Below are 12,464 nucleotides of genomic sequence, written 5' to 3'. Positions count from 1 at the left end.
CTTTTGCCCATTTTGTACAGCCCTCAGCGCAGGAATACCTTGTTGATGTATCGAAGAAAATCTTTGAGCCACCGTTTCGACATCGGTGGTAACACCTCCTGGAAATGATGATTTGATCGTTGTTGCTTCCAGGAGGTTTTTGTCATTAGTTATGTTTTTTCCTGCCTGTTTGGTTTAAAAAATGCGAATTAATAAAATTTTGCTTTTATACTGCGTTGCTTGCACCGCAAGAACTTAGGCGATCACCTGCGGAGTTTCTGCAATCGCAAGAGGTTTTGTAGCTCCCAGTGGTGTTGACTTGATATGTATTCCTGCGTTTACTGACATTATGATCGACGGGGAAGAAAGAACAGCCATCAAGCTGATTGTAGAACCTCGTTAGGCAATAATTGATATTATTAATATCTTTTCCAGCCTGTTTATTTTGAGTTAGAAATAAACAGGCTTTTTATTATATGTAAGGGAAGTTGAGCAGATGATTATCGATTTGCATTGTGATACAGTGTTGAAGGCATTTCAAGAGAATAGTACACTGGCGGCAATGTCGCCGACCAGCCATTTAGACCTGCGAAGAATGCACCAAGCCGGGGTGAAGATCCAGTTTTATGCTTTATTCCCGGGTATCGCATCCTATATGAGCCCCCTTAAGCAGGCACTTATATTAAGCGACTTTTTTTTGGGAACAGTATCAAGAGAACCGGCAAACAATGCAGTTGATCACTTCACACCAATCGCTTATCGAGGTGGTCAATTCAAAAAAAAGCGGGGCGTTCCTGACAGTGGAAGGTGGAGAAGTGCTGGAAGGGGATCTACGGATGTTAAGGGTTCTCTACAGGTTAGGGGTCCGTAGCTTGTGTCTCACCTGGAATAACCGCAATGAAATTGCGGATGGTGTAGCAGAAACGCAAACCGGGGGAGGGCTCACCTTATTTGGAAGAGATGTTGTCAGGGAAATGAATAGACTGGGGATGGTTATTGATGTTTCACATATTGCAGAAAAAGGCTTCTGGGATGTCCTGGAAAAAAGTGAGGCACCGGTGATCGCCTCCCACTCCAATTCCCGTGCAGTCTGGGACCATCCTCGCAACCTTACAGATGATCAGATCAAAGGAATTGCCCAAAAAGAGGGTGTTATCGGGCTCAACTTTGTGGCAGATTTTCTTGGGGTTCCAGGGAGTGGACTTGATCAATTGATGAGGCATATCGATCATATTTGTGATCTGGTAGGAGATGACTATCTGGCTTTCGGATCAGATTTTGACGGCACAGACAATCTTCTTGCAGGTATTAAGGATGTTACTATTTATCCTGAAATTATCTCTTATTTAAAAAAGAGAAACTACAAAGATACGACCATTCGCAAGATCTGCGGGGAAAACAGCCTTCGTGTGCTGCAAAAAATATTATAAGGGAACAAAGGAGACATAGAAATGTATGCTGACCTTCATATCCACAGTACCGCCTCTGACGGGATACACGCGCCTGACAAAATCGTTGACTTTGCCCTGAAGAAGGGTCTTTCCGTGATCAGCTTGACCGATCACGATAGTACAGATGGTATTGATCAAGCTGTTGAGGCTGCCAGGGGAACCCATCTTGAAGTCATTCCCGGTATAGAGATCAATACCGATTGGGAAGAGACAGAGGTGCATATTCTCGGTTATTATTTAGATTATAATTTGCGGTCATTTCAGGATACTCTTGATGAAATACGCCAGACCCGTGAAGAAAGAGCAAAAAAGATGGTCGATAAATTAGCAGATATTGGCGTGGTTTTAACATACGAACAGGTCAAAAGGATCGCCGGAGAGGCCACAATATGCAGGCCACATATTGCCCAGGCTATGATCGAGGGTGGTTATGTCTCATCAATTAAGGATGCCTTTGACAGGTATTTATCTCGTGGAAAACCCGGCTATGTGCCTAGAACCAAACTGGATCCCTTTTCAGCGATCGCCATCATAGAAAGGGCAGAGGGTATACCGGTATTAGCTCATCCAGGGCTCTCTAAAAGGGATGATCTGATACCCGCCCTTGTGAAAAAGGGTTTGCTGGGTATTGAGGTTTACTATCCTTTTCATACAACAGATATGGTGGATAATTACCGGTGGTTTTGCCAAAAATATGGTCTTGTTATGACAGGGGGTACGGACTACCATGGACCAGGTACAGAGTATCCGCACCTGGGAGAGGTGGGTGTTGAAAAAAAAATCTGTTGATAATTTGAAATTAATGCGATCATTTTTAGACTAATGTAACATACAGGAAGGAATCTCGGCCTTAATAACGAAGATATATCTAATATTGTAACTATGACACTATGCTGGGGGGGCCGAGATGAAAAGAAAAAATTTTTGGGTGTTAATAATAGCTATTGCTATATTATGTATTATTATACCAGGAGTATCGGGAGCATATAAATCTCTGAGCAATAAAAACGGTGTTCAGACTGCTGATCAGGCAAACGGTGAACAGATACAGGAAGCTACATCTCAACAGGCTGCCATACCTGAAGAAAGCCGGGAAGTAGATGAGGAAGAAGACCAGGAGTCACCTGAAATATACACTGTTCAAAATGGAGATAATCTCTGGTTGATTGCTCAGAAATACAAAACATCTGTTGGTGCTATTAAGGAGCTCAATAATCTGACCGGAGATGATATTAAGCCCGGCCAAAAACTGCTAATTCCGGCTCCAGGGACACAACTGAGAACCACCGAAAACACGGAAGCGATGCCTTCCAGAGGCCTGGATGGCAGTGGAAGATATATTGTTCAAGAGGGGGACAGTCTGTGGCTTATTGCTGAGAATTTCAAGATATCTGTTGATCTGCTCAAACAACTCAACAATTTAACAGGCGATCGAGTTCTCCCTGGGCAGACACTGCTGGTTTCCGGAACTGTTAAGCCTTCAAACCAGCAGGTTGCTCCGGCACCACAGGACAAACCGAAACAGGCAACCCCAGCTAAGCCGAAACCGGCACCCGCTCCTGAGCCTAAGCCGACACCGACACCTGCCCCACAGCCAAGGTCGAGTGTCGTGGAGACTGCTCAACAGTACCTGGGTTACCGCTATGTTTCCGGGGGAAACAGCCCCAGCAGCGGTTTTGATTGTTCAGGTTTTGTTCAGTATGTGTACAAGCAGCATGGTATAAGCCTGCCACGAACAGCCAGCGGCCAAGCTGGTGTTGGAACTAAAGTTACCTCCCTGGCCCCCGGTGATCTTGTCTTTTTCACAAGAAATGTGGGAGGCGGGGGGATCGGACATGTGGGCATTTACATAGGGAATAATACTTTTATTCATGCTAGAAATGAAAAATACGGAGTGACCACAAATTCGATTGGATTTTTCATGGTATAAGGATCGATATGCGGGAGCAAGACGCATCTAAAAATACTAAATGAGGGAATAATGATGAAATACGATAAGTTAACCAGCATCACCATAGAAAAACTGCACCAGGATTTCGAGAAAACCGGTTATATTGCAGAAGATGATATTATTGTGCCGGTCTATCTTGCCCTGCGGTTGGAAAAGCCTATTTTAATCACAGGTGCCCCCGGGGTAGGCAAAACAGAGATCGCCAAGGTACTGGCCTCTGTTTTCAAAACGGACCTTATCCGGCTCCAGTGCTATGAAGGGCTTGACGAAAACAAGGCCCTCTATGAGTGGAATTATCAAAGGCAGTTGATCAAAATACAGTTGATCAAAGAGACGGCTTCCGAAGAAATGGTCGAACAGGATCTTTTTTCTCGAGACTACCTGTTGGAAAGGCCATTATTGAGGGCGATTCAGGCACCGAAAAAGACAGTGCTCTTGATCGATGAAATTGATAAAACAGATGAGGAGTTTGAGGCATTTCTCTTTGAGGTACTCTCGGATTTTCAGGTATCGATACCGGAGTTGGGAACCATAGTAGCAAACTTTATTCCGATGGTTGTTCTGACAAACAACGGAGAGCGAGAACTCTCAGATGGCCTGAAAAGGAGATGTGTATATCTATATATCGATTTCCCCTCCATTGAAAAGGAGTTAAAAATTATTAAGGTTAAGGTTCCTGAGGTTGGTGACCGCCTGGCAGAAGATATCGCCGTGGCTGTCCACTACATGAGGCATCAACTGGATTTCAAAAAGAAGCCCTCAATTTCGGAAACACTGGATCTGTCTAATGCCCTTGTTTTATTCGGTGCCAAGAGGCTTGAACCGGAGCACATCAAACGAACCATTAATCTGCTGCTCAAAGATAAAGAAGACATCGACATGTTTAATAAAGAACTGGGACCGGATGGGTTAATAGAAAAAATCAGCAGGAGATAGAGAGAGGGCAGACGATTGCAGAACTATATTGAGAATAATATTGCCCGCTTTGTGCATATTCTAAGGCACTTAGGGATCCAGGTCAGTATTTTGGAAACCATTACATCTCTACAGGCTCTGGCCCTGGTAGATATCCTGAACCGCGAACATGTCAAGATGGCATTATCCGCGACCATGATCAAAAATCATGATCAACAGGAGATCTTCGACCAGGCCTTTGAGAGCTTTTTTGTCGCGCCTGAAATCAAGAAAGAGCAGGAGCAGGTATGGGAAGAAAAGCAGGCAGAGGGGCATCGCCTTCTTGAGGAGGCGGAAACTGATCTCGCATACAAAGGGGAGACCCTTGACCTGACAGAAGAGGAAAAGCTGTATTATGCACAGCTTCCTGAGGAAGAAAAACGCAAAATACGAGAATATCTTGCAGCCAGTAGCGTTCCGGATGATCGCTACGACAGGTTTAAACCGACACTGGAGTGCCAGGTGCGGGGATCTCTGCGCTACTGGAAGCAGAGACTGGGTGAGGCCGCAGATTACCGTATTGTTGACTCTGAGATGGATGATCCTGTGATCGCCTCCATTGTGGATGAATTGAGTGAAGACAGCAGCATCCTCTATGAGGATATGAAAAGAATAGGGGAACGTGACCTGCCTCAAGTTACCAATCTTGTGAAGATGCTCTCCCGGAAACTGGCAACTATGATTTCACGACGCTATAGGATGAGTAAAAGGGTTGTCAAGCTTGACCTCAGACGCAGCATTAAAGCAAATGTCCGCTATGGCGGTGTTATTTTTAAGCTGCACTACAAACAGAAAAGGATCCAGAAACCTAAAATTCTTTTAATATGCGATGTTTCCGGTTCCATGTCCAGATACGCCGCCTTTGTCATTCAGTTCATTTATGGTTTGAGTGCTATCATAAAAAACATTGAAAGCTTTATTTTTGCTGAAGAACTGGAGCATGTCAGCTCTTTCTTTGATGCACGGCAGTCCTTTGAGGATACAATGGTCAAGCTGATTGAGAAAAGTCGCATTTGGGGAAAGGGCACCAATATGGGGAACGCACTTTTTTCCTTGCGTGAACAGCATCCCTTGCTGTTGACCTCAAACACAGTTGTGATCATTGTCAGCGATACCAAGACTCTGGAAATTGACTTCGCTGAGGAGGAACTGATCAAACTAAAGAGATCAGTCAAGGATATTCTCTGGCTGAATACCCTGCCCCAGGATGAGTGGAAGGACCTGCCCTCTGTACAAAAATTCAAGCGTCATTCCCAGATGTATGAATGTTATACACTGGCACACCTGGAAAGAGTGATCAGGACGCAGTTTCTCTATTAAAGGTCGAAGTTGCAATGAGATCGACTCCTGTTGCAAGCTGACCTCTGGTTCGCGTAGTTCGCGGCTTTATTTTAAGGGTAAACGCTCATGCCGCTTTATGGCATTACCAGCAATACTGAAAACAGAGGCCGAAGTCGAACGTTTAAGTATTAGGCAGGTGGATTTTTGGAAGCTTCCGACCTCCGACTTCCGGCATCAGACCTCTATTATAGAGGAGTGAAGGCATTGGATACAACCAGTTATGATAAGCTGGCCTTATTTTATGACCTGCTCATGCAGGGAATTGATTACGAGGCTTGGGTCAGTTATGTGGAAGAATTGATAGGTCATTTTCAGGGAAGTACCCAATCTGTAGCAGACCTTGCATGTGGCACAGGAAACTCAACCATCCCCTGGTCGAAGCGAGGATACAGCACTATCGGTATCGATCTGTCAGCAGAAATGCTGGAAATTGCTCGCCGAAAATCTGCTGTTCAGGGTTATGCCATTGAATTTCAGCAGGGAGATCTGCGCAGTTTCGAACTGGCTGATCAGGTGGATCTGGCTGTTTGCTTCCAAGACGGCTTCAACTATATTCTGGACTCAAAAGACCTGGCAGCTGCCTTTCAATCTGTCTTCAACAATCTCCATCAAGAGGGATTTTTCATTTTTGACCTTAATTACCTGCCGCGTCTTATGCCAGAAAAAGATGAAATTTATACAGCAGAGGAAGAGGAGTACGCTTTGACCTGGCGTACCAGGTATATGGAAAAGGAGCAATTATGGGAGATCAAGATCACCGGTAAAATAATAGGGGATGGGGAGGACGAACACTTCTCTGAAACCCACAGGGAAAAAATCTATGAGAGTGAAGATGTTTGGCTGCTCTTGACGGAATTAGGGTTTACTGTATTAGGAACCTATCAGGCCTTTACTTTTTCTCCTCCTCATGAAGGGACACCCCGTGTTGTTTATGTTGCACAAAAATCTATACCAGAGAAATGAGGTTATTTGATGAAGCGCGGTAAATTTTACTTCATTACAGGGGGCGCCAGAAGTGGTAAGAGCACTTTTGCTGAAAAAATAGCAGAGAGTTCGGGAAAAAAGGTAACCTATAATTGCAACAGCAGAAGCACTGGATGAGGAGATGGCAGCAAGAATAAGTGAACACCGGAAAAGACGACCTGCATCATGGGCGACCATTGAGGAACCATACCTGGTGACATCTGCCCTGGAAGAGGTGGGTCGGCAAGATGGGGTAGTGCTGATCGATTGTCTCACACTGCTCATTTCCAATTTGCTATTTTCGCCATCTGCAAAAGGCGGCCAGCCTTCTCAGCAAGAGGTATTATCCGAGATGACAGACCTGGCCCGATCAGCCAGAGATTCCCGTGCGGATGTTGTCATCGTTTCTAATGAGCTAGGGTTGGGTGTCGTCCCCGAGTATCCACAGGCACGGCTTTATCGTGACCTGGTGGGGTGGGCGAACCAGATGATGGCCAAAGAAGCAGATCATGCGTATTTTTTGATATCGGGAATGGCACTGGATATTAAGGCACTGCACATTAATCCTGAAAATCTATAAAATTAATTAGCTGCGATGAAGGGAAATCAGCCACAATGAGATATTTCTTGATAGCTTTAACATTTCTAACCCGTATACCGCTTAGCTATAAAAAAAGCATCTATCAACAAGAAGACTTCCAAAAGAGCATCTATTTTTTCCCGATCATTGGCTTGCTGATCGGGGGAATCCTGTGGGGGAGCTACTATCTTTTTGACATGATTTTCCCGCAGCTGATTACCGCTGCTCTGCTGCTCTTTATCTATGTAGTGCTTACAGGCGGACTCCACCTGGATGGGCTGATAGATACAGTTGACGGACTTTACGGAGGCATGACACCGGAACGCAGATTGGAAATCATGAAGGATACCAATCCAGGTGCCTTTGGAGTTCTGGGTGCTGTTTTGATCCTGGTGCTCAAGTACAGCATTTACGCCCAAATTGATCAGGGGATGCTGTTATTTCTGGTTGCTGCTCCTGTTTTAGGAAGACAGTCAATGGTATGGGTACAGGTTTTTTACCCCTATGCCCGTAAGGAAGGACTGGGTAAGCTGTTCAGTGTTTATCACAATTATACTCTCTTCGGAGTCACAACAGGCATCACCCTGGTGATCAGCTTTTGTCTTGCTCAAATAGCGGGTATTTTTATCTTTTTACTGACAGCGGTATTTTGTTTTCTCATGGCAAGCCAAATTGCACGCCTGCTAGGTGGGCTTACAGGAGATACTTATGGTGCAGTTTGTGAGCTGTCAGAGATTTTCGCTCTGCTGGCCGCATTTATTATAATATAGAGAGGAGGTTTCAGGGTTGACGAGACTGCTTCTTGTACGACATGGTGAGACCATTTGGAATCATACCTCTCGATATCAGGGGCATACAGATATAGAACTCACTGAAACCGGCAGGGAACAGGCGCGAAGTTTAGCAAAAAGGCTGAATAAAGAAAAGGTTAAAGCTGTATACTCCAGCGACTTGAAACGGGCTTTTGAAACTGCCTCTATCCTTGCTACACCGCATAACCTTCCTGTAAAAACGACAAAAGAACTGCGTGAAATCAATTTTGGAGTCTGGGAGGGCCTCACCTACCAGGAAATCATGGAAGAATACAGGGAACTGGCATCAGAATGGTATCAGTATCCCGGTAAAATCAGGATACCAGGTGGTGAAACCTTCACAGATGTGAAAGAAAGGGCATATAATACAATTCTGGAGTTAGCGCGTCAGAATGACCCGGGGACGATTATTGTTGTCGCCCACGGCGGTACCATCAGAGCTATCATCTGCGGTCTTTTAGATATTGATCTAAATCATGCTTTTCAGATTCGCCAGGATAATACCGCTCTAAATATTATTGAATGCAACCAAGGGGGCTATATCGTGCTCTCACTCCTGAACGGGGTCAGCCACCTGGGATAATGGATGTCGGAAGCCGGAAGTCAGATGTCGGAAAGATGTCGGAAGCCTGTGCTCCAATTGGTGGTTGGTGGTAAACACTGACCACTAAATCATCTCCCTTGCATCTTAAACGCAGAAATGCACCAGGAACCGTCCCCCTTGCATCTTCTTACTTATTGTTTCTCAGAGCTAAAGATGCTAATATTAGGTTAATAGATAGTACAGAAAGGAGCTTTTGTTTTGATTCCTGATAGATTTGCAAAAATCGGACTTACTTTTGACGATGTACTCCTGATACCCGGGAAATCCTCAGTTCTGCCCCGGGATGTAGATACCGCCACAAAATTAACCGCAGATATCAGGTTAAATATGCCTATTCTCAGCGCGGGAATGGATACTGTAACCCAGAGCAGAATGGCCATCGCACTTGCACGAGAAGGCGGTATAGGAGTTATTCATAAAAACATGAGTATTGAACGCCAGGCAGCTGAGGTGGACAGGGTTAAGCGGTCCGAACATGGCGTTATTACTGATCCCATCTTCCTGGGTCCCCAGCATTTACTCAGTGACGCATTGGAGTTGATGGAGCATTACCATATCTCCGGCATACCCATCACTGTAGATGGAAAGCTGGTGGGGATTATCACCAATCGTGATCTCCGTTTTGAAGATAATTTAGAGCGCCCGATCATTGAAGTAATGACCAAGGAGAATCTGATCACAGCACCTGAGGGGACCACACTACAGGAAGCCAGGAGAATCCTGCGTCAGCATAAAATTGAAAAGCTGCCTATAGTCGATGATCAATACAATCTGTGTGGTCTGATCACCATTAAAGATATAGAAAAGGCGCGACAGTATCCCAATTCAGCTAAAGACGCTAAGGGTCGTTTAAGGGTGGCTGCTGCTATTGGTGTGGGCGAAGACTATAAGGAACGGTTAAGCGCTCTCGTAGAGGCAGGGGTTGATCTGATTGTTGTAGACACCGCCCATGGACACTCTAAGGGTGTTCTGCAGGCAGTGGAAACCATCAAAGGCTTATATGCTGACTTACAATTGATCGCGGGCAATATTGCAACAGCAGAGGCCACAAGGGACCTGATCAAGGCTGGGGCTGATGCGGTCAAGGTAGGGATAGGTCCGGGGTCAATATGTACGACGAGGGTTGTGGCGGGAATCGGTATACCTCAAATCACCGCCATCCATGAATGTGCAGATGAGGCAAATAAATACGGGAAGCCGATCATCGCTGATGGGGGAATCAAATACTCCGGGGATATCACCAAGGCCCTGGCAGCCGGGGCCAGCACGGTTATGCTGGGCAATTTACTGGCGGGTACAGAGGAAAGCCCTGGCGATGTAGAGATCTACCAGGGAAGGAAATATAAGGTCTATCGCGGGATGGGTTCTTTAGGTGCGATGCGCTCTGGCAGTGCTGACAGGTATTTTCAGGAGAACGTTCCGGAAAAACTTGTGCCGGAAGGGGTTGAAGGGCGTGTGCCTTACCGTGGTCCGGTGTCTGAGATTATCTATCAGTTGATCGGGGGACTGCGTGCGGGTATGGGTTACTGTGGTGTGAAAGATATCGAAGAGCTGCAGACGAAAACCAAATTTATCAGGATCACCAATGCATCCCTGCGGGAAAATCACCCACACAGTGTTGATATTACCAAAGAGGCTCCTAATTACAGCTATTAAGCGCTTTATACAGAGGATGGGAATCATGTTTCATTCTATTGAAGAACTTCAACAAAAATTGGCTGAATGCGACTACCTAACTGACAGGAGTGTAGCCACTGTTGTTTTTCTAGCGATCAGACTGCAAAAACCCATTCTTGTAGAAGGGCCAGCAGGTGTCGGGAAAACTGAACTGGCAAAGGTGCTGGCGTCAGCTACCAACAGCAGGCTGATACGTCTGCAGTGCTATGAAGGGCTGGATGAAGCCAAGGCTCTCTATGAATGGAACTACCAGAAACAGCTTCTCTGCCTTAGTGTAAAACAGAATCAGAGTAAATCTTGGCGTGAGGCCAAAGACGACATCTTTACACCGGAATTTCTTTTGCGCCGCCCACTGCTTGAGGCTTTGGATTCAAAGGAGCCGGTGGTCTTGCTGATCGATGAGGTGGATAAAAGTGATGAAGAGTTTGAAAGTTTTCTGTTGGAAATACTATCTGATTATCAGATTACCGTTCCAGAGTTGGGGACGATCAAGGCGAGAAGGATCCCTGTGGCAGTTCTCACCAGCAACAATTTCCGTGATTTCGGTGATGCCTTAAAAAGAAGGTGCATCCACCTTTACCTTGACTACCCGACTTTTGAACGGGAGTTAGAGATCGTTAATTTAAAAGTGCCGGGGATCGAACAGGCACTGGCACAGCAGGCGGTTCTCTTTATTCAGACAATTCGCAAGCAGAGCCTGAAAAAGGCCCCCAGTATTGCGGAAACAATTGACTGGGCCCAGGCACTTCTCACCCTTGGTGTCCACCGGCTTGACACCGAAATAGTGAACAGCACACTGAGCATTCTTTTAAAATACCAATCAGACATCGATAAAATCCTACCAAGAGTTTCCTCTCTACTGCCCCAAGATTAGGAGGCATCATCTTGCTGGAAGAAAAGATATTGGAATTTGGCAGACTCCTGCGAAAAGGCGGGATAAATATCTCTGTTACTCAGATCACCGCAGCATTGGAGGCGGTTGCTCTGGTGGGTCTTGCCCAGGATGATTTTTACACTGCTCTTGTTTCTACACTGATTACAGATCAAATGAATTTACCACTGTTCGATAAGTTATTCCGCTTATTTTTTTTAACTTTACCCCAGGATGATTCCCAGAGGCTTTTTACGGTTTCTAAGGAACAAGAGCAAATTAAGATTCCCCTTGATTTGGTCCAAAGTATTGAGGGGAAAGGAATGGGGAGGGGTGCGGGGGCTTCACCTTATCTGCTGCTGGTCAAATCCGTCAGGGAACAAAACTATTCTTTGCTGCGCCAATTAGCGGAAATGGGTATTGAGGGTTTAAATTCACTTGAACAGGAAGCAGTAAATGAGCGTGAGGATCTTGTGGCTGAGGTGAAGGTAAGCATTGGATGGTATATGGCTGTTAACACACTGGAAAGAATTCGGGAGCAGGAACAGGTTAGTGAAGCAGTATATTTGAGATGGCAGGACTGCCTTTCTTACCTGGAAGAGTATATAGAGTCCCAACTGGAGGATCTCTTTGTCAAAAAATAACGGCAAAGAGGCCCTCGAGGAAATAGCGGCTGCCGCCAATATCAGGGAAAAAGAATTCTCTAAACTGGATCAACAGCAAATACTGGAGATACGCAAGCGGATCGGCAAATTGGCACGCAGACTTGCTACCAAATATGCCCGCCGCTATCGGAGGGCCAAACATGGGGAGATCGATCTGCGCAGAACAGCCAGAGAGGCACTGATTACAGGGGGGACACCGATCCGCTTAAAGTACAAAAAGAAGGTGATCAGCAAACCGGAATTGGTGTTATTATGTGATGTTTCCGGTTCGGTGGCCCTGTTCAGCGATTTCATGCTCCAGCTTGTTTATACAATCCAGAACAGATTTACTTATGTGAGATCCTTTCTGTTTGTTAACACCATCGATGAGGCTACTGAATACTTTAAAAATAATGATATTCAGGAGGCACTGGATCTGGCCTTTGCCAAAGCCAGGTATGCTATGAGTCCCTTTTCTGATTATGGTAGAGTATTTCGCCATTTTGCAGAAAAAATATCTGCCAATTATTTCACCGCAGTGCACATTAATCATTCTAGGGGATGCCCGCAAATAATTACAATCGCGATGAACAGGAGTATTTACAAAAGATTGAGGAGCATGTGAGAAGGATTGTAT

At 45.5% G+C, this 12,464-nt stretch carries 13 protein-coding genes and 2 pseudogenes; all 15 read left to right on the top strand.

Annotated elements, in window-relative coordinates; translation table 11 throughout:
- Positions 1–259 precede the first annotated feature (259 nt).
- Positions 260–382, top strand: a pseudogene (spoVS, locus tag SSCH_RS17320) (stage V sporulation protein SpoVS); the annotation flags it as partial.
- A 310-nt stretch (positions 383–692) separates the two neighbouring features.
- Positions 693–1,409 (top strand): annotated as a pseudogene (locus tag SSCH_RS16200) (dipeptidase); the annotation flags it as partial.
- A gap of 21 nt (positions 1,410–1,430) precedes the next feature.
- Positions 1,431–2,219: a PHP domain-containing protein gene (locus SSCH_RS03940; protein WP_044664340.1), complete on the top strand. Its 789-nt coding sequence runs from the start codon at positions 1,431–1,433 to the stop codon at positions 2,217–2,219.
- Positions 2,220–2,337: 118 nt separating this feature from the next.
- Positions 2,338–3,360, top strand: a complete 1,023-nt coding sequence (locus SSCH_RS03935) for a C40 family peptidase (protein WP_044664339.1) — start codon at positions 2,338–2,340, stop codon at positions 3,358–3,360.
- A gap of 51 nt (positions 3,361–3,411) precedes the next feature.
- On the top strand, positions 3,412–4,317 hold the full coding sequence (locus SSCH_RS03930) for an AAA family ATPase (RefSeq protein ID WP_044664338.1): 906 nt from the start codon (positions 3,412–3,414) through the stop codon (positions 4,315–4,317).
- A gap of 15 nt (positions 4,318–4,332) precedes the next feature.
- Positions 4,333–5,655, top strand: coding sequence for a vWA domain-containing protein (locus tag SSCH_RS03925; RefSeq protein ID WP_044664337.1), 1,323 nt, complete (start codon positions 4,333–4,335; stop codon positions 5,653–5,655).
- A 165-nt stretch (positions 5,656–5,820) separates the two neighbouring features.
- Positions 5,821–6,639 (top strand): class I SAM-dependent DNA methyltransferase, encoded by an 819-nt coding sequence (locus SSCH_RS03920; protein ID WP_156972081.1) that lies wholly within the window; start codon positions 5,821–5,823, stop codon positions 6,637–6,639.
- A 9-nt stretch (positions 6,640–6,648) separates the two neighbouring features.
- Entirely contained in the window at positions 6,649–6,777 is a 129-nt protein-coding gene (locus SSCH_RS21680; RefSeq protein WP_198142151.1) for a bifunctional adenosylcobinamide kinase/adenosylcobinamide-phosphate guanylyltransferase, read from the top strand.
- Positions 6,749–7,219 (top strand): bifunctional adenosylcobinamide kinase/adenosylcobinamide-phosphate guanylyltransferase, encoded by a 471-nt coding sequence (locus SSCH_RS03915; protein WP_332306896.1) that lies wholly within the window; start codon positions 6,749–6,751, stop codon positions 7,217–7,219. Before SSCH_RS21680 ends, SSCH_RS03915 begins: the two co-directional genes overlap by 29 nt.
- A 35-nt stretch (positions 7,220–7,254) precedes the next feature.
- Positions 7,255–7,989 carry an adenosylcobinamide-GDP ribazoletransferase gene (gene cobS, locus SSCH_RS03910; protein ID WP_044664336.1) on the top strand — a complete coding sequence of 245 codons (735 nt, stop codon included), beginning with the start codon at positions 7,255–7,257 and terminating at the stop codon, positions 7,987–7,989.
- Between the two features lie 16 nt (positions 7,990–8,005).
- On the top strand, positions 8,006–8,614 hold the full coding sequence (cobC, locus tag SSCH_RS03905) for an alpha-ribazole phosphatase (RefSeq protein ID WP_044664335.1): 609 nt from the start codon (positions 8,006–8,008) through the stop codon (positions 8,612–8,614).
- Positions 8,615–8,833: 219 nt separating this feature from the next.
- Positions 8,834–10,291: an IMP dehydrogenase gene (gene guaB, locus SSCH_RS03900; protein ID WP_232294209.1), complete on the top strand. Its 1,458-nt coding sequence runs from the start codon at positions 8,834–8,836 to the stop codon at positions 10,289–10,291.
- Between the two features lie 25 nt (positions 10,292–10,316).
- Positions 10,317–11,186, top strand: a complete 870-nt coding sequence (locus tag SSCH_RS03895) for an AAA family ATPase (RefSeq protein ID WP_052835279.1) — start codon at positions 10,317–10,319, stop codon at positions 11,184–11,186.
- Between the two features lie 11 nt (positions 11,187–11,197).
- Positions 11,198–11,827, top strand: a complete 630-nt coding sequence (locus tag SSCH_RS03890) for a hypothetical protein (protein ID WP_044664333.1) — start codon at positions 11,198–11,200, stop codon at positions 11,825–11,827.
- Positions 11,814–12,452 carry a VWA domain-containing protein gene (locus SSCH_RS03885; protein WP_052835278.1) on the top strand — a complete coding sequence of 213 codons (639 nt, stop codon included), beginning with the start codon at positions 11,814–11,816 and terminating at the stop codon, positions 12,450–12,452. The genes SSCH_RS03890 and SSCH_RS03885 overlap by 14 nt, the downstream gene beginning before the upstream one ends.
- Positions 12,453–12,464: the final 12 nt, after the last annotated feature.

It is taken from the genome of Syntrophaceticus schinkii (assembly GCF_000946815.1).
Classification (GTDB): domain Bacteria; phylum Bacillota; class DSM-12270; order Thermacetogeniales; family Thermacetogeniaceae; genus Syntrophaceticus; species Syntrophaceticus schinkii.
This window is presented reverse-complemented; position numbering and strand designations above follow the sequence as displayed.

Excerpts from the sequence above, each read along its gene's own strand:
- SSCH_RS03940 (WP_044664340.1), top strand. The coding sequence starts at position 1,431 with ATGTATGCTGACCTTCATATCCACAGTACCGCCTCTGACGGGATACAC.
- SSCH_RS03935 (WP_044664339.1), top strand. The coding sequence starts at position 2,338 with ATGAAAAGAAAAAATTTTTGGGTGTTAATAATAGCTATTGCTATATTA.
- SSCH_RS03930 (WP_044664338.1), top strand. The coding sequence starts at position 3,412 with ATGATGAAATACGATAAGTTAACCAGCATCACCATAGAAAAACTGCAC.
- SSCH_RS21680 (WP_198142151.1), top strand. The coding sequence starts at position 6,649 with ATGAAGCGCGGTAAATTTTACTTCATTACAGGGGGCGCCAGAAGTGGT.
- cobS (WP_044664336.1), top strand. The coding sequence starts at position 7,255 with ATGAGATATTTCTTGATAGCTTTAACATTTCTAACCCGTATACCGCTT.
- SSCH_RS03895 (WP_052835279.1), top strand. The coding sequence starts at position 10,317 with ATGTTTCATTCTATTGAAGAACTTCAACAAAAATTGGCTGAATGCGAC.